We start from the raw sequence: 17,057 nt of genomic DNA, 5'->3' as shown, positions 1-17,057 counted from the left end.
ACGCCTTACAAGCCGGTGATTCAAACGCCGGCGCGGTAGCGGCCACAATTTCCGGTGCAGCGAATGGATACGCCTGCTGATCGCCGCCAGAACATGGTGGCGCTGCAGCTACGCCGACGCGGCATCGTGGATGCCCGCGTCCTGCAAGCCATGGGCGACGTGCCGCGCGAGCAGTTCGTGCCTGAGGCGGCCACGCCGAGCGCATACGACGATGCGCCGCTTGGCATCGGGCAGGGTCAGACGATCTCCCAGCCCTACATTGTTGCCCGCATGATTGAAGCGGCGCGCCTGACGCCGGCTGCCCGCGTGCTGGAGATCGGTACAGGGTCGGGCTATTCCGCCGCTATTACCGCGCGCATCGCGGCCCACGTTGTCTCTTTGGAAAGGCATGGTGCGCTGGCGAACGCTGCAGCGGGACGGTTGACGGCGCTTGGTGTGTCGAACGTGGAGATTCACATTGCGGACGGCACGCTTGGCTGGCCCGATGGCGCACCGTACGACGCCATCATCGCCACGGCGGGCGGCCCCCGCATCCCCGAAGCGTGGATCGCACAGCTGGCACCGGGCGGCACGCTGATCATGCCGCTGGGCGCCCTGCATTCGCAGCAGACGCTGGTGCGCGTCGTTCGCGAGGCCGATGGTCGCCTCACGCGCGACGACCTGGGGCAAGTCATGTTCGTGCCGCTGATCGGGGAGCAGGGCTGGGAGGATCCGCGCGCGCACAATATGAGTACCGCGGCGCGGGCGTTCGCCGATGCGGCGATCCCCCTGCCCGATATCGACGCCCCAGACTTTGCCGATTGGATCGACCGCTTCGGCGATTGCAAGGTGGTGTTGCTGGGCGAGTCGTCGCACGGCACATCGGAGTTCTATCGCGCCCGTGCCCGTGCCACGCAGCGGCTCATCGAACGGCACGGCTTTAGGATCGTCGCCGTGGAGGCAGACTGGCCCGACGCAGCCACCATCGACCGGTACGTGCGCCAGCGGCCGCCGCCGCCCGGCACCCAGTCCACCGGCACCCGGGCCGGCAGCAGCACCGAAGCGTTCGCACCGTTCTCGCGCTTCCCCACATGGATGTGGCGAAACCAGGAGGTGGCGGCGTTCGTGCAGTGGCTGCGCAGCTACAACGCGCAGCGGCCCGCGCCACATCAAGCGGGCTTCTTCGGGCTGGACCTCTACAGCATGAAGGCGTCGATGGCGTCGGTGCTGGCCTACCTCGACAGGATCGACCCCGCAGCGGCGGCCGAGGCGCGCCAACGCTACGCCTGCCTGGACCCCTGGCGGCAGCAGCCCGCCGTCTACGGACGCGCGGTACTGTCCGGCGCGTACTCGGCCTGCGAAGACGCCGTGATCGCGCAATTGCAGTCGCTGCTGGCGCAACGCATCGACTACGGCAGCCACGGCTTCGAAGACTATTTCGACGCTGCCCAGAACGCGCGGCTCGTTGCTTCGGCCGAACAATACTATCGGCTGATGTACTACGGTGCCGCTGCCAGCTGGAACCTGCGCGACACCCATATGTTCGATGTCCTGGCCCGCCTGCTAGAGGCCCACGGCCCGCACGCCAAGGCGGTGGTCTGGGCCCACAACTCGCATATTGGCAATGCGGCGGCCACCGCCATGGGCACCGACCGCCAGGAACTGAATATCGGGCAACTATGCCGCGAGCGGTTCGGGACCCGTGCAGCGTTGATCGGCCAGGATACCTATACCGGCACTGTGGCTGCGGCGTCCGATTGGGACGGCCCCATGGAGGTCAAGCGCGTGCTGCCGGCCCGTACCGACAGCTATGCCTTCATCGCTCATGAAGGCGGGGTTGCTCGGGCATTCGTGGATTTGCGCGCCGGCGTGGCGTCCGCCAGCGCGGCGCTGCGCACTGCCTTGATGACGCCGCGGCAGGAGCGATTTATCGGCGTGATCTACCGCCCCGATACCGAACTCGTCAGCCACTATGCACGCGCGGTTCTGCCAGAACAGTTCGATGGATGGGTCTGGTTCGAGGAGACCACGGCCGTCACCCCGTTGCCCGTTGACCAGACGCCAGGTACCGGCATGCCCGAGACGTGGCCTTTTGGCCTCTAGCGGTGCGCTGATGCCGGCGAATGGATGACGCGTTTGAAACGTACGCCTCTGTGTCAGCTTTGCAACCAAATTGTGGGATTCCTCCGACATCCATTTCGGAGCCCCGCGTCTGTTTCGCCCGTTGGCGGATGCCTATCGTTTCATCACGGCAAGCGCAATGACCAAGGCTGCCAGCTGCAACCCGCATCAACGATTGCCGAGCGCGGCGAGCATCGCACGCAACGACGAATCTTCCTTCGTACGCACTGCTGCGTCGGTGCGGGGCACGTTGTCGTCGCAAGCCATGTCTCGCTCGCTCCCTGAACTTCAAACGGAAATGAGGTGAAAGCATGACGCAATTCAGGAAAAGAATCATTCTGGGACTGGCGCTGGCAACGACCGCCGTACTGGCGGCCTGCGGCGGTGGCGACGACGGCATCGATGACCGCATCGGCGTCAGCAAGCCGGCGGTGCGCGTGATCCATGCAGTCACTGCAGGCCCCAATGTCGACGTGCTACAGAATGGCGCGAAGACTTCGTTGACGAACATCCCGTACAAGACGGTGTCGGGCTACTTCGACGTCTCCACGGGCAACAATCTGTTCGCCTTCAACCTGACGGGCACGTCGACGCAGATTGGCGCGACCACCGTGGATGCTCACACGGGTCACAAGTACACCGTGATCGCACTGCCCGGCACCACGGCCGCCGACGTGGCGCAGATCGACGATCCGTATGGCAAGGGGCTGCTTGATACGTCGGCGCGCGTGCGGACCTTCAATGCGTCGATCAACGCGCAGAACATCGACGTGTACCTGACCACGCCCGCGGTGGATCTGAACTCGGTGTCGCCCAACATGGCATCGGTGCAGTACAAGGCCGCCGTGCCGGCATCGGGCCAGGACTCGCAGTATGTGGATGGTGGCACCTATCGCCTGCGCATCACCACGGCGGGCACCAAGACCGTAATCTTCGACTCGGGCGCGCTGACCATCAGCAAGAACGCCGACTGGCTGATCACCACGATCCCGGCAGACGGCTTTGGCGCCGTGGTGCCGAACAAGATCAAGGTGCTGGTGGCTCAAAGCAACACCAGCAATGCGACGGCCCAGGAGCTTGTGACGCAGACGTCGGCACAGTAATACCCGACGTGCCTGCGGCGCCCCGATGCCCTTGCGGCATCGGGGCGTTTTGTTATGTGCGGGGCCGGTGATTCACTCGACTTCCTGCTTCAACACGTCGAGGTGCGACAGATAGGCGTCCAGCTCGGCGCGGCCCTGGTCGGTGATCGTGTACACGCGGCCGTTGCCCTCCACCAGCTCGGCGGTAATCGCGCGTGCCATCATGAGGCTGCGCAGCACAGGCCGCAAGGCGCGAATGTTCTTGTCGATGCCGCGCTCGCGCAGACGCTCCATCAGGTTGAAGACCGTGGATGGGCTGGCCTGCACCAGCTTGAGGATGTACAGCCGGGAAACGATCCGGTCGAGCGAAGGCGTTTTCATAGGCGCAGGTGACGCAGCCAAAGGTGCGGTAAGTCTAATCATCATGCGCAGCCCGAGACTGCTTGCGCAGCCAGGCCCTCATCATCTTTGAATGCCAAAAAAACGGGGTGCACGTAGTGGCACCCCGAAAGCTTGCTAGTTCCGCGCCGCCGGGGCGGCGCGGTAGTTCAGGAACGCCACGGAGCGTTATTCTTCCTGGAACGCTTCTTCGCGCTTCGCCTTGATCGACGGCAGCGCCACCACGGCCACCAGGGCGGCTGCGGCAATCAGCAGGCCCACCGACAGCGGACGGGTGAAGAACACCGTGAACTCGCCACGCGACAGCAGCAGCGTACGGCGGAAGTTTTCTTCCATCATCGGTCCGAGCACGAAGCCCAGCAGCAGCGGCGCCGGCTCGCATTTGAGCTTCAGGAACAGGTAGCCGATCACACCGAAGGCGGCTGCCATGAACACGTCGAAGGTCTGGTTGTTGACCGAGTACACGCCGATGCAGCAGAACGTGAGGATGGCCGGGTACAGGAAGCGATACGGCACGGTCAGCAGCTTCACCCAGATACCGATCATCGGCAGGTTCAGGATGATCAGCATCAGGTTGCCGATCCACATCGAGGCAATCAGGCCCCAGAACAGCGACGGGTTGCTGGTCATCACCTGCGGGCCCGGCTGGATGTTGTGGATGGTCATCGCACCCACCATCAGCGCCATCACGGCGTTCGGCGGGATACCCAGGGTCAGCAGCGGGATGAACGACGTCTGTGCCGCGGCGTTGTTGGCCGATTCCGGACCTGCCACGCCTTCGATGGCGCCCTTGCCGAACTCGTGCGCGAACTTCGAGGTCTTCTTTTCCAGCGAGTAGGCTGCAAACGAAGCCAGTGCCGCACCGCCGCCCGGCAGGATACCCAGCGCCGAACCCAGGGCCGTGCCACGCAGCACGGCAGGAATCATGCGCTTGAAGTCTTCCTTGGTCGGGAACAGGTTCGTCACCTTGTTCGTGAACGTCTCGCGAGCCTCCTTCTGTTCCAGGTTCGCGATGATTTCCGCAAAGCCGAACATACCCATGGCCAGCGCCACGAAGTCGATGCCGTCGGTCAGTTCAGGCACGTCGAACGAAAAGCGCGCAGCGCCCGAGTTCACGTCGGTACCGATCAGACCCATCAGCAGACCCAGCACGATCATCGCCACAGCCTTCGGCAGCGACCCCGAAGCCAGCACCACGGCACCGATCAGGCCAAGCACCATCAGCGAGAAGTATTCGGCGGGGCCGAACTTGAACGCCAGTTCCGACAGCGGCGTTGCAAAGGCCGCCAGGATCAGCGTGGCCACGCAACCGGCGAAGAACGAACCGAGGCCGGCGGTGGCCAGTGCCACACCGGCGCGGCCGCGCCGTGCCATCTGGTAGCCGTCGATGGTGGTCACCACGGACGACGATTCACCCGGCAGGTTCACCAGGATGGCGGTGGTGGAGCCGCCGTACTGTGCACCGTAGTAGATACCGGCCAGCATGATCAGCGCAGCGACCGGCGGCAGCGAGTACGTCACCGGCAGCAGCATGGCGATGGTGGCCAGGGGCCCGAGGCCCGGCAGCACGCCGATCAGCGTACCCAGCACGCAGCCCAGGAACGCGTACGCCAGGTTCTGCAGCGTCAGTGCCGTGGAAAAGCCCAGGGCAAGGTGTTCAAACAATTCCATTTGAGGCGACTCCTTAGCCGGTGATGAAGGCAGGCCACACCGGCATCTGCAGATTGATGCCGTACACGAACGCGCCCATGCTGATCAGCACGAGCACGACGCTGTTGAGCAGGGCGCCCTTCCAGCTGAACTCATGGCTGGCCATCGACGACACGATCACCAGCACGAATACCGACAGCACCATGCCGAGCGGCTTGAGCAGCAGGCCGAACAGCACGACGGAACCGAGGATCCACAACAGGATCTTCAGGTCCCAGCGGGCAAGCTGGTCTTGCTCGCCCTTGGACGACAGGGCCCCGATCGTCACGACCGCGCCCAGCAGTGCAAGCACGAGCCCGAGCAGGAACGGAAAATATCCGGGACCCATCTTGGCGGCAGTTCCCATGGAATAGCCGCGAGCGACGAAGGAAAAGCCCAGGCCGACCAGAATGAACATCAGGCCGGAGGCAAAGTCCTTTTGGCTGCGAATGCGCAAAACGATTCTCCTCAAAGTTGTGAAAGCGATGCGCGTGGTTCACCGGCTCTGGCACACCACGCTGCGAACGCGCGAGTGCTGGCACGTTCGACGCGATGGGACGAACGATAAAAATGGGAACTTTCAGCCGCCTTTCATTTGTCTGGGGTTTAGGGTATTTACCGATCCCCGCTTGAGCGGCCATCCCCAAGCAATACATCACGTCGCGATGCAAATAGCCCGCACGGATGGCGTCGATGCAAGCCAACTGAAAGGCGTGGCAGTAAGACGAATGAAAGGAAAGATTGCGCAATGAAGCGGCCGCGCGGCGTCCGGGCGCCGCGCAGCTTTCGACTGGCTTACAGACGCGTCGGGCCTCAGCCCGTGGAAGTCATATGTGTTGTCATGCAGACGCCCTGATGCATGTGTGCATGCGTCTTTTTCTTCAGCGGACCGCTTCGGCGCCTGCGTCGACGTCCTCGCACGGACATCCCATGCTGGTGTCGGGCGCCTGCCCCACCGCTTCGGGTTGGGGCGTGGCGGGCAGGATATGGCTGCGCTTCCAGTTGCCGAAACGGTAGTAGAGGAAGGCCAGTGCCACCGATACCACCGACCCCAGCGGAAAGCTCCACCAGATCGATTCGGCTCCGATATGGCCCGCGAGCGCCCACGCGAACGGCAGCCGGATCACCCACATCGAAATGAACAGGATGACCAGCGGCGCCATCACTGCACCGGTTGCCCGCACCGTGCCGAACACCACGATCGTGAAGCCGAACAGGATGAACGACCAGAGCACCACGCGGTTGATGTGTTGAGCGATCTCGATGGCCACGCTGTCGTCGCCCAGAAAGATGCCGAGCGAATGGCGGTTGAACAGGTAGACCAGCGCCACGAGCGCGCCCGTCATCAGCACATTGAACAGCAGACCCACCTGCGTGATGCGCGACACGCGCGTCCACAGGCCTGCGCCCACGTTCTGCGCCACCATCGACGACACACTGGCTCCCACCGCGAGCGCCGGCATCTGCACGTAGGTCCACAGCTGCGACGCCACGCCGTACGCGGCCGTGGTCTGCGACCCATAGCCGTTGACCAGCGACATCATCACGATGGCCGACGACGAGATCACCACCATCTGCAGGCCCATCGGCAGGCCCTTTGCCACCAGCGCCCTGAGGATGGCCGTATCGGGCTTCAGCAGCGCCAGCTGCGTCCGATGCAGCAGCAGGAAATGCTTGCGCCGGTAGAGCAGCACGATCATCGCCACCAGGCTGGTCAGCTGTGCGATCAGCGTGGCCAGCGCGGATCCGGCAATCCCCAGCGCGGGCAGCGGCCCGACGCCGAAGATCAGCACCGGATTCAGCACCACATCGAGCACCGCCGACAGCAGCATGAAATAGAACGGCGTGCGCGAGTCTCCAGCGCCGCGCAGCGTCATCATCACGAAGTTGTAGAAATACATGAACGGCAGCGCGACAAAGATGATGCGCAGGTAGATGACGGCCAGTGGCGCGGCATCGTGCGGCGTCTGCATCGCCGCCAGGATCTGCGGGGTGAAGACGAAGCCCAGCGCGGCTGCCAGCACGGACATGCCCACGAAGAACGTGGTGCTGGTGCCCACCACCCGGCGCGCCTCGTCGATATCTCGTGCCCCGATGGCCTGGCCGATCATGATCGTATTGGCCATGCTGATGCCGAACACCACGCCCAGCAGAAAGAACAGGATGATGTTGGCGTTGGAGGTGGCGGTCAGCGCCGCCTCGCCCAGATAGCGGCCCACCCACACCGAATTGATCGAGGCGTTCAGCGACTGGAGGATGTTGCTGCCCAGCACGGGCAGCGAGAACATCAGCAGCGTCCGGCCAATCGGGCCGGTGGTCAGTCTGGCATCGGGCTTCATAGGGAAGTTGGTTCTTGCGCGCTGCAGCAAAAGCGACAGCGCGGCGGGGTTGGATGAGTCGCAGCCGGCAACGGACCCGCCAGTCTAGATCGGCGCCGGCCGCCGTGCCACCGGCGTTGCGTTGGCACGCACCGGGCGATTATCGACCACCGATGATCTCCATGCGAATTCCGCCGCGACGCGTTAAGCTTGCGGCTTTCCGACCGATCGTTCGCGGCCGCCGGCCGGCCGTCCAAACCTGTACAGGAGACTCGCATGGCGTACCAGGATCTCGCGCTCTACATCGATGGAGAATTTGTCAAGGGAGGCGACCGGCGCGAGCAGGACGTCATCAACCCGGCCACTCAGGAGCTGCTGGGCAAGCTGCCCCATGCCAGCAAGGCCGACCTGGACCGCGCGCTGGCCGCCGCGCAGCGTGCCTTCGAGACGTGGAAGAAGACGTCGCCGCTGGAACGCTCCGCCATTCTGCGCCGGGTGGCGGAACTGACCCGCACCCGCGCCAAGGAAATCGGCCGCGATATCACGCTGGACCAGGGCAAGCCGCTGGCCGAAGCCGTGGCCGAAGTGACCATCTGCGCCGAACACGCCGAATGGCACGCCGAGGAATGCCGGCGCATCTACGGCCGCGTGATTCCGCCGCGCAACCCCAATGTGCGCCAGATCGTGGTGCGCGAACCGATTGGCGTCTGCGCCGCGTTCACGCCCTGGAACTTTCCGTTCAACCAGGCCATCCGCAAGATCGTGGCAGCCATCGGCGCCGGTTGCACGCTGATCCTGAAGGGCCCCGAAGATTCGCCCAGCGCCGTGGTGGCGCTGGCGCGGCTGTTCCACGATGCAGGCCTGCCCCCGGGCGTGCTGAACATCGTCTGGGGCGTGCCGAGCGAAGTGTCCACTTACCTGATCGAGTCGCCGATCGTGCGGAAGATCTCGTTCACGGGCTCGGTACCGGTGGGCAAGCAGCTGGCGGCCATGGCCGGCGCCCACATGAAGCGCGTGACGATGGAACTGGGCGGTCATTCGCCGGTGCTGGTGTTCGATGACGCCGACATCGAGCCGGCCGCCGAGATGCTGGCCCGCTTCAAGCTGCGCAACGCCGGCCAGGTGTGCGTGTCCCCGACGCGCTTCTACGTCCAGGAAAAGGCATATGACCGCTTCCTGGCGCGCTTCACCGAGGTGATCGGATCGATCAAGGTCGGCAACGGCCTGGACGACGGCACGCAGATGGGCCCGCTGGCCCACGAGCGCCGCATCGCATCGATGGAGCAGTTCCTCGACGACGCCAATCACCGTGGCGGCAAGATCGTCGCTGGCGGCGCGCGCATCGGCGACAAGGGCTTCTTTTTTGCCCCAACCGTGGTGACCGACCTGCCCGACGACGCCAAGCTGATGGTGGACGAGCCGTTCGGCCCGGTGGCGCCCGTGACACGCTTCAAGGACACCGAGGAAGTGCTGCGCCGCGCCAACAGCCTGCCGTTCGGCCTGGCCTCGTACGTGTTCACGAACTCGCTGAAGACGGCCCACCAGGTATCGAACGGCCTGGAAGCCGGCATGGTCAACATCAACCACTTCGGCATGGCGCTGTCTGAAACGCCGTTCGGCGGCATCAAGGACTCCGGCATCGGCAGCGAAGGTGGCCAGGAAACCTTCGACGGCTACCTGGTGACGAAGTTTATTACGCAGGTCTAAGCGACATCCCCGCCCCTCTCCCGCCGGGAGAGGGGTCACTCCCGCCTTGTCCTTGCCGGTCTCCCGCCTGTCGATCTTCGCCCCTCGGCCCTACTTTCCGCCCCTGGCCTTCCGGTAGTCCTCCGCATACGTCTTCCACTGCGCCAGCGAAACGTCGCGCCCGTGCCGGGCCAGCCGTAGCGCCATCGACTGCCAGCGCCCGCCCGCGGCGTAATCCTGCAGTTTTTCGATCCGATCCGCCGCCTGATGGCCGCAGCCACGCAGATGGGCCCAGGCTGCCGCACGCGCCATGCAGCCCAGCACATCGGCCAATGCCGCCTTGTCACGGCAATGCGCCAGGTCCACGCGATCGGTGGTTGGCTGCAGGCTTTTGACGACAAACGACTCGCGCCTGCCAAGCGCGACATACGACAGCAGCGCCGGCGAGGCTGCCTGCATGATCTGCTGGGTCGTCACCACGCGCTGGGCGTCGCTGCTCCAGTGCGGCTGGTGCTGCGTATCGAACCAGGCGCTGGGCGCAGATCGCTTGATATCGATGAGTCGTTGCGACGCGGGGAATTGCGTGTCGTGCGCCAGCACGACGTAGCGTTCCAGCCCCAGGCTGCCCACGCCGGCCACCCGGCGGGCGGCATCTTCAGCGACAAAGCGATGGCCGTGATGCTCCTGCTGAGAGTAGATGGTCAGGATATGCGAGGCGCGCTCTCGCCCGTCGCGCCCGGCATGCAGCGCCCGACGGTCAAGGTTGAGTCGCCTGCGCCCGCCACGCAGCGTGGTGCGCGCCGCCAGCAGCGCGCCGCGCCGGCGGCGCTTCACCTGCCGCAGCAGCGTGGCCACCAGCCCGGTCGCGGTCGCACGCTCGATCCAGCGCGGCTTGCCGGTGCGCAACGTATGGGTATATTCGCCCAGCATGTTGGCGCAGGCCATGCGGGCATCCGCTTCGGACAGCCCGTATTGGTGCCCGGCCACCAGCACGCTCGACAGCATGCGCACGGCGTCCACGGTGAAGGGGGCCACCAGCGCGTCGTCGAAATCGTTCAGGTCGAAGTACACCAGCCCGTTGTCGCCCTTGAACGATCCGAAATTCTCCACGTGCAGGTCGCCGCAGACATAGGTGCGGGGCGCATCCAGCCCGATCTCGGCCCGCAGCGACGCCGCGTAGAGATGGTTGGTGCCCCGGAAGAATGCGAACGGCTCCGCGGCGATGGCGGCCAGCTTCATGGTCACCCGGTCTGGGTCGCGGCCATGGTTGTAGAGCAGGATGCTTTCGGTGACGGCGTGCATGGGCGAGGTCCGTGGTGGAAACATCGCGGCGCCCGCCGCCAGCATGGAGACGCTAACGGAAAAACACGCCGCGTGTCAGGAAAGTGTAATCCGCTTCCGCGGCCATGAGCCATACCAGCACCAGCAGGCACAGCGGGGGCAGCAGGATCGCGCAGATCAGGGCCATCCGTTCCCATGCCATGTGCATGAACACGGCAATGATCAGCCCGGCCTTCAGCACCATGAACAGCAGGATCAGGAACCAGCGCAGGTAGCCGGTCAGGCGGAAGTAATCCACCATGTACGACATGGTGGACAGCACGAACAGCAGCACCCAGACCTTCAGGTATAGCCCGATCGAATGCGACTGGCCGCCGTGCTCCTGGGCCGGTTCGGCATGCGGTGCCGCTTGGGTTGAAGTCGATGCCATGATGCGTCTCACCACAGGTAGAACAGCGCGAAGATGAAGACCCAGACCAGATCCACGAAGTGCCAGTACAGGCCGGCGATCTCCACGGCCTGGTAGTTGCCGCTGATGTCGTAGTGGCCGCGCAGCACCTTGCTGGCGATGACCAGCAGGTAGATCACGCCGCACGTCACGTGAAAGCCGTGAAAGCCCGTGACCGTGAAGAAAACCGACCCGAACTGCGCGGCGCCCAGCGGGTTGCCCCAGGGCCGTACCCCCTCCACGACGATCAGCTTGGTCCATTCGAACGCCTGCATGCAGACGAAGACCTCTCCCAGCCACGCGGTCACGAACATCAGCTTGGCGCAGTTCATGCGGTCCCGGCGATAGGCGCAGTTGACGGCCATGGCCATCGTGCCGCTGCTGGTGATGAGCGTGAACGTCATGATGGCAATCAGCAGCAATGGCACAGGCCGGCCGCCGATCTCGATGGCGAACACTTCGCTGACGTTCGGCCACGCCACCGTGGTGGACATCCGCACGGTCATGTAGCCGGTCAGGAAGCAACTGAAGACGAAGGTGTCGGACAGCAGGAAGATCCACATCATCGCCTTGCCCCACGAGACCTTGAACGCGCGCTGGTCCGAAGACCAGTCGGCGACCAGGCCACGCAGGCCGCCCGGCGGATGATCGTGCGGCGACGCCGCCGGGGTGGAGAGTTGTGAACTCATCGGTGTACCTCCCTCATCCCCGGCCGCAGATGTAGTTGACGAGCTCGGGCGTCAACCAGGCCAGCGCGGCCAGCAGCACGATCCATACGCCCAACAGAAAGTGCCAGTACCGGGCGCAAAGGCCGATGCGCACCTGCGTGCGCATGCCGCTGCCGCGATCGAACGCCACGAATGCAAAGCCCACGAGCCCGCCGATCATGTGAAGACCGTGCATGGCCGTCAACAGGTAGAAAAAGCTGCCGGCGGGATTGCTGGCCGGCACCACATGCGCGGCATACAGCGCCGCCCACGCCCAAAGCTGCGACGCCACGAACGCCAGCGCGCCGAGTCCGCCCAGACGCAGCGCCCCGCGCGCACGCGCCATCCGGCCTGTCCTGGCAGCACGCGATGCCACCGCCATCGCCGCGCTGGCCATCGCAAGCAGGCCCGTTGACAGCCAGACCTGCCACGGCAATGCAATCCGACGCCAGTCCGGGCTGTCCATGCGCATGACGTAGGCCGCCAGGAACAGCGTGAACAACGCGGTCACCACGCCCATGAAGACCCACAGGCCCGTGCTGCCCGGTGCACGCTGGCCGTGACCGTGCATCGCGCCGCCGCCCGCGCCACTGCCGGGCGAATCGGGCGATACGCGAAAAACGCCGGCACCCGGGTCGGCTGCGATCGGATCGGCATTCATGCCACGGCTCCCCGGCTGGGATGCGGCTCAGGCTCGGGGCCGCCCGCATCGGGTGGCGCGTTCTGCGCGATGAAGTCTTCGCTGGCACCCGGCACGCTGTACGCATAGGCCCAGCGGTACACCACGGGCAGATGCGGCCCCCAGTTGCCATGCACGGGGGGCGTCTGCGGCGTCTGCCATTCCAGCGACGCCGCGCGCCAGGGATTGGGGCCGGACGCCTGCCCGCGCCGCAGGCTCCAGAACAGGTTGAAGACGAACAGCAGCTGGGCCGCCGCCACCACGAAGGCCGCGATGGAGATATACATGTTCATCGTATGCGCCGATTCAGGGATGAAGCTGTAGTTGTCCCAGGCGTAGTAGCGGCGCGGCATGCCCATGATGCCCAGGTAGTGCATCGGGAAGAAGATCGCATAGGTGCCCACGAACGTCACCCAGAAATGGATACGGCCCATGGTGTCGTTGAGCATGCGCCCGGTCACCTTCGGATACCAGTGGTAGATGCCGCCGAACACCACCAGGATCGGCGACACGCCCATCACCATATGGAAGTGCGCCACCACGAAATAGGTGTTGGAAAGCGGTATGTCGACGCTGACGTTGCCAAGGAACAGCCCGGTCAGCCCGCCAATCACGAAGGTACTGATGAACGCGATGGCGAACAGCATCGGCACCGAGAAATGGATGTCGCCGCGCCACAGCGTGATGACCCAGTTGTACACCTTGATTGCCGTTGGCACGGCGATGATCAGCGTGGTCGTGGCGAAGAAGAAGCCGAAGTACGGATTCATGCCGCTCACGAACATGTGGTGCGCCCAGACCACCACGGACAGCAGGCCGATCGCCAGGATGGCCCAGACCATCGTCCGGTAGCCGAAGATGCTCTTGCGCGAATGCACGCTGACCAGGTCTGAGACGATGCCGAACGCCGGCAGCGCCACGATATACACCTCGGGATGGCCGAAGAACCAGAACAGGTGCTGAAACAGCAACGGGCTGCCGCCCTTGTAGTTGAGCTGCTGGCCCATCGATACCATGGCCGGCATGAAAAAGCTCGTGCCCAGCGTCTTGTCGAGCAGCATCATCACCCCGGAGACAAACAGCGCGGGGAACGCCAGCAGTGCCAGGATGGTGGCCATGAAGATGCCCCACACGGCCAGCGGCATGCGCAACATCGTCATGCCCTCGGTACGCGCCTGCAGCACGGTGGTCACATAGTTCAGGCCGCCCATGGTGGCGGCGACAATGAAGATCAGCAGCGACACCAGCATCAGGATGATGCCCCAGTCATGCCCCGGCGTGCCCGGCAGGATCGCCTGCGGCGGATACAGCGTCCAGCCCGCGCCAGTGGGCCCGCCGGGCACGAAGAAGCTGGTCAGCAGCACGATCACCGACAGGAAGTAGACCCAGAAGCTGAGCATGTTCAGGAACGGAAACACCATGTCGCGCGCGCCTACCATCAGCGGAATCAGGTAATTGCCGAAGCCGCCAAGGAACAGTGCCGTCAGCAGGTAGATCACCATGATCATGCCGTGCATGGTGACGAACTGGTAATAGCGGTTGGCGTCGATGAACTCGAACTTCCCCGGAAACCCCAGCTGCATTCGCATCAGGTTCGACAGCGCCACGCCGACCAGCCCCACGAAGATGGCCACCAGCGTGTATTGCACGGCAATCACCTTGTGGTCCTGGCTCCAGATGTAGCGCATCCAGAAGCTCTGCGGGCCGTGATGGTTGGCGTCGTCGGCATAGGCCATCGTGTCCTCCTTGCCTACTTTCCGGCCTGGGGCGCCGCACCGGCGCCGGAGCCCAGCGAATGGATATAGGCGGACAGCGCCGCCACCTCTGCATCGGTCACGGGCAACTTCGGCATGACCGGCCCAAAGCCTTTGATCACGCGCGCCTGCGGATCCTCGATTTCCTTCTTCAGGAAGGCGTCGTCGACGGTGGCACTGCTGCCATCGGCAAACGTCTGCGTGCTGCCATACAGGCCCTTCCACGACGGGCCCACGCCCTGCGTGCCGTCGATGCTGTGGCAGGCCACGCAACCCTTGCTCTGGGCCAGCGCCCGCCCCTGCTCGACGTTGCCGCTGGCGCCCGCGCCGGGGACGACGCCGGTACCCGGCAATGCGGCCGGCTGCGGCGCCTTGGCCTGGGTCATCGCGAAGGTCTGCTGCTTGGCCAGCCAGGCCTCGAATGCCGCGGGCTCCTCCACCACCACGTGGCCACGCATGTTGTAGTGCCCCACGCCGCAGAGCTGCGCGCACAGGATGTCGTACTTGCCCACCTGCGTGGGCGTGAACCAGAACGAGGTGACCATGCCGGGCACCATGTTCATGCGCGCTCGGAACGGCGGCACGTAGAAATCGTGGAGCACATCCTTCGATCTGAGCAGCACCTTGACCGGGCGGTTCAACGGCAGGTGCACTTCCGGACCGAGCACGATCACGTCGTCCTGGCTGTTCGGATCATCCGGATTCAGGCCCATCGGATTGGTAGCGCTGGTGAAGCGGGGATCAGAGGTGCCGAGCGTGCCTCCCCGGCCGGGAAAGCGGAATGCCCATTGCCATTGCTGGCCCACCACCTCCATCGCCATGGCCTCGTGCGGCGGCCTGACATAGTCGGCGTAGACAATCAGCCCCGGCGCCAGCAGTGCCATGATGCCCACCGCGCTGAGGCCGATCAGCCAATGCTCCAGCCGGCGGTTTTCGGGTTCATAGGCCGCGCGATGACCCTCGCGATGCCGGAAGCGCCAGACGATATACCCCAGCAGCACATTGATGCCGACGAAGAACAGGCCAGTGATGACGAGGGTAATGGTGAGCGTGTCGTCCATCTGTTTCCAGTTGGACGCCAACGGTGTCAGCCACCAGGGGCTCAGGAAATGAAAGAGCACCGAAGCGGCAACCATGATGACGAGCACGACCGCGATCGCCATGTCCCCCTCCTCTTACGCACGCAAGGGAACGGGCCGGAAGGCAGGGGCAGGCGGGTGCGCCCGTTCACGCACGTGGAATAAGACTAGTGCATCGGTTCAGGCCACTGCAAGGCGACACGCGCGCCGTATCGTTCGGAGACACTCGCGCGTCCGCACCCGACGTGTCTCGCGTGCGGCACAGCAAAAATGGCAGTGGGGACATGCCAGTCCCAACTGCCATCCGCGGCGCATGCGGGCCGTGGCTCCCAGCCATGCCATGCGCACGACACCTTGCATCACGTGGCGATGTATCTAGTGCACGACATCGCGTGATTCCAGCTTCCAGTAGCACAGCGCGATGCACATGCCGAATATCATGTGGCCCACCAGCGTATGCCAGCCCCGCGCGTCGATGAACCAGGGGAACGCGGCCGTCATCACGTGGAAGTTGAACAGGTAGACCACCAGCCCGAATGCGGCGCCCACCAGCATCGACATGCCGACGCTCGAATCGAGCTGGAACGGCGCGATGATGGCGCACAGCACACAGCCCAGCACAACGCCGATCACGAAGTGGATGATCAGCGCCACGGCCACCGTGCTGACACTGAACATCGACGTCTGCAGCACGTCGCGGCCCATCACGATGGCGGCGATCAGCCGCGTGGTGCCCCATGGATGCACGCCGGCCACCATGCTCGACCAGAACATCTCCACGACGATCAGCAACGCCCCTGCAGCCAGGCCCGATACTGCGGCGGCAGACCAGTCGGGCAAACGGCGCACGTAGTGGTGCGAATGCATGTGAAGTTCCATAGCTTCCTCCGTTGGTGGCCGATGATAGCCATCATGCGTCCAGCATAGGACACCGGCCGCGGCAGGTGCAGTGGGGGAGCCCGCCCGGCACGTTGTGCAGCGCGGCGCAGCGCACGCACGGCCCGACAGCAGCCGGTTGTTGCGCGCCAGCCGTCGTTCAGGAAACAAACTCTGCAAGCGTTTCAAACATTGCGGGACAACCCTGACGCTTCCGGCCTTGTATTCGCCACCCACGGCCTATACTGGAAACAGAAAGAAACAAGACAGGAGACCGCCATGATCCACGTACAGGCGCACGATCTTGTGTTTTTGATCCCCATGGCGCTCGTCGGGCTGTTGGCGATGGGTGCGATCCCGGTGGCCGCCAAGGCGCTGCGTATCAGCTGCCGATGCGCGGGCGCAATCATCGGGGTGCTCCTTGGGGTGCTCGTGCTGGAAGCGTTGCCGCTGCTGATTTAGCTGCGCGACCGCTTGAGGTGAAGCGCCTTTGAGAGAGAAGGAGGCGCGATGTCGTTGACACTGCTCGCTGCCGTGATGGCGGCGCTGCTGGTCCTGACCGTGGCGTCCGCGCTATGGCGATGCAGCCATCCGTTCCGGATGCGCTACACCCGATGCGCGCGCCGGCGCGCACGCGCCGGCCTGTGCCGGGAGTTGCGACAGCGGCACTCCCACATACCCTGAATTTCCGCCGGGACTCAGATCTCGATCATCGAGAAGTCGCCCTTGCTGACGTCGCACTCGGGGCAACGCCAGTCTTCCGGGATGTCTTCCCAGCGCGTGCCAGGCGCAATGCCGTCCTCGGGCCAGCCCTGTTCCTCGTCGTACACCCACCCGCAAATCAGGCAAACCCAGGTCTTGTACGCAATCGCTTCCTGCTCCAAAAACTCGCTCCTTTTGATCGTCAATCAGTCGGTCCGGGGCGAATGATACGCGGTTTCGGTGCGGCCACCGGGGCA

16 protein-coding genes are annotated in these 17,057 nt (G+C 64.5%); 4 read left to right on the top strand and 12 right to left on the bottom strand.

What is annotated here, in order from left to right; all coding sequences use genetic code 11:
• Positions 1-63: 63 nt before the first annotated feature.
• On the top strand, positions 64-2,082 hold the full coding sequence (locus BLQ58_RS24235) for a protein-L-isoaspartate(D-aspartate) O-methyltransferase (protein WP_217636071.1): 2,019 nt from the start codon (positions 64-66) through the stop codon (positions 2,080-2,082).
• A 329-nt stretch (positions 2,083-2,411) separates the two neighbouring features.
• Entirely contained in the window at positions 2,412-3,203 is a 792-nt protein-coding gene (locus tag BLQ58_RS24230) for a DUF4397 domain-containing protein (RefSeq protein WP_092602640.1), read from the top strand.
• Positions 3,204-3,275: 72 nt separating this feature from the next.
• Here BLQ58_RS24230 and BLQ58_RS24225 read toward each other — a convergent pair whose 3' ends face one another.
• The 4 genes from BLQ58_RS24225 to BLQ58_RS24210 form a co-directional block, all read right to left on the bottom strand.
• Positions 3,276-3,563 (bottom strand): helix-turn-helix transcriptional regulator, encoded by a 288-nt coding sequence (locus tag BLQ58_RS24225; protein ID WP_092602638.1) that lies wholly within the window; start codon positions 3,561-3,563, stop codon positions 3,276-3,278.
• 186 nt (positions 3,564-3,749) lie between these two features.
• Complete coding sequence (locus BLQ58_RS24220; protein WP_092602636.1) at positions 3,750-5,252, bottom strand: tripartite tricarboxylate transporter permease; 1,503 nt, start codon at positions 5,250-5,252, stop codon at positions 3,750-3,752.
• A gap of 13 nt (positions 5,253-5,265) precedes the next feature.
• Complete coding sequence (locus BLQ58_RS24215; RefSeq protein WP_092602634.1) at positions 5,266-5,727, bottom strand: tripartite tricarboxylate transporter TctB family protein; 462 nt, start codon at positions 5,725-5,727, stop codon at positions 5,266-5,268.
• 424 nt (positions 5,728-6,151) lie between these two features.
• A complete protein-coding gene (locus BLQ58_RS24210) occupies positions 6,152-7,609 on the bottom strand; it encodes an MATE family efflux transporter (RefSeq protein ID WP_092602632.1) in 1,458 nt (485 codons plus the stop codon).
• A 255-nt stretch (positions 7,610-7,864) separates the two neighbouring features.
• Here BLQ58_RS24210 and BLQ58_RS24205 point away from each other — a divergent pair, with 255 nt between their 5' ends.
• Entirely contained in the window at positions 7,865-9,295 is a 1,431-nt protein-coding gene (locus tag BLQ58_RS24205) for an NAD-dependent succinate-semialdehyde dehydrogenase (RefSeq protein ID WP_092602630.1), read from the top strand.
• A gap of 90 nt (positions 9,296-9,385) precedes the next feature.
• Here BLQ58_RS24205 and BLQ58_RS24200 read toward each other — a convergent pair whose 3' ends face one another.
• The 7 genes from BLQ58_RS24200 to BLQ58_RS24170 all read right to left on the bottom strand — a co-directional run bounded on the left by BLQ58_RS24200 (position 9,386) and on the right by BLQ58_RS24170 (position 16,101).
• Positions 9,386-10,576 carry a DUF2252 family protein gene (locus BLQ58_RS24200; protein ID WP_092602767.1) on the bottom strand — a complete coding sequence of 397 codons (1,191 nt, stop codon included), beginning with the start codon at positions 10,574-10,576 and terminating at the stop codon, positions 9,386-9,388.
• 52 nt (positions 10,577-10,628) lie between these two features.
• Complete coding sequence (locus tag BLQ58_RS24195; protein ID WP_092602628.1) at positions 10,629-10,985, bottom strand: cytochrome C oxidase subunit IV family protein; 357 nt, start codon at positions 10,983-10,985, stop codon at positions 10,629-10,631.
• Between the two features lie 8 nt (positions 10,986-10,993).
• Positions 10,994-11,692 carry a heme-copper oxidase subunit III family protein gene (locus BLQ58_RS24190; RefSeq protein ID WP_092602626.1) on the bottom strand — a complete coding sequence of 233 codons (699 nt, stop codon included), beginning with the start codon at positions 11,690-11,692 and terminating at the stop codon, positions 10,994-10,996.
• A 13-nt stretch (positions 11,693-11,705) separates the two neighbouring features.
• Entirely contained in the window at positions 11,706-12,281 is a 576-nt protein-coding gene (locus BLQ58_RS24185) for a cytochrome c oxidase subunit 3 family protein (RefSeq protein WP_254776119.1), read from the bottom strand.
• Positions 12,282-12,367: 86 nt separating this feature from the next.
• Positions 12,368-14,125: a cytochrome c oxidase subunit I gene (gene ctaD / locus BLQ58_RS24180; protein WP_092602622.1), complete on the bottom strand. Its 1,758-nt coding sequence runs from the start codon at positions 14,123-14,125 to the stop codon at positions 12,368-12,370.
• Between the two features lie 14 nt (positions 14,126-14,139).
• Positions 14,140-15,306 (bottom strand): cytochrome c oxidase subunit II, encoded by a 1,167-nt coding sequence (locus tag BLQ58_RS24175; protein WP_092602620.1) that lies wholly within the window; start codon positions 15,304-15,306, stop codon positions 14,140-14,142.
• A 291-nt stretch (positions 15,307-15,597) separates the two neighbouring features.
• The gene (locus BLQ58_RS24170) at positions 15,598-16,101 is read right to left on the bottom strand and encodes a hypothetical protein (RefSeq protein WP_092602618.1); all 504 of its coding nucleotides are present in this window, start codon (positions 16,099-16,101) and stop codon (positions 15,598-15,600) included.
• 276 nt (positions 16,102-16,377) lie between these two features.
• On the opposite strand from BLQ58_RS24170, the gene BLQ58_RS24165 reads away from it, so the two are divergent.
• Positions 16,378-16,560, top strand: coding sequence for a hypothetical protein (locus BLQ58_RS24165; RefSeq protein WP_092602616.1), 183 nt, complete (start codon positions 16,378-16,380; stop codon positions 16,558-16,560).
• A gap of 236 nt (positions 16,561-16,796) precedes the next feature.
• Here the strand turns inward: BLQ58_RS24165 and BLQ58_RS24160 are convergent, their stop codons facing one another.
• The gene (locus tag BLQ58_RS24160; protein ID WP_092602614.1) at positions 16,797-16,982 is read right to left on the bottom strand and encodes a rubredoxin; all 186 of its coding nucleotides are present in this window, start codon (positions 16,980-16,982) and stop codon (positions 16,797-16,799) included.
• Positions 16,983-17,057 lie beyond the last annotated feature (75 nt).

It is taken from the genome of Ralstonia sp. 25mfcol4.1 (assembly GCF_900104095.1).
In the GTDB taxonomy this organism is placed as follows: domain Bacteria; phylum Pseudomonadota; class Gammaproteobacteria; order Burkholderiales; family Burkholderiaceae; genus Cupriavidus.
This window is presented reverse-complemented; position numbering and strand designations above follow the sequence as displayed.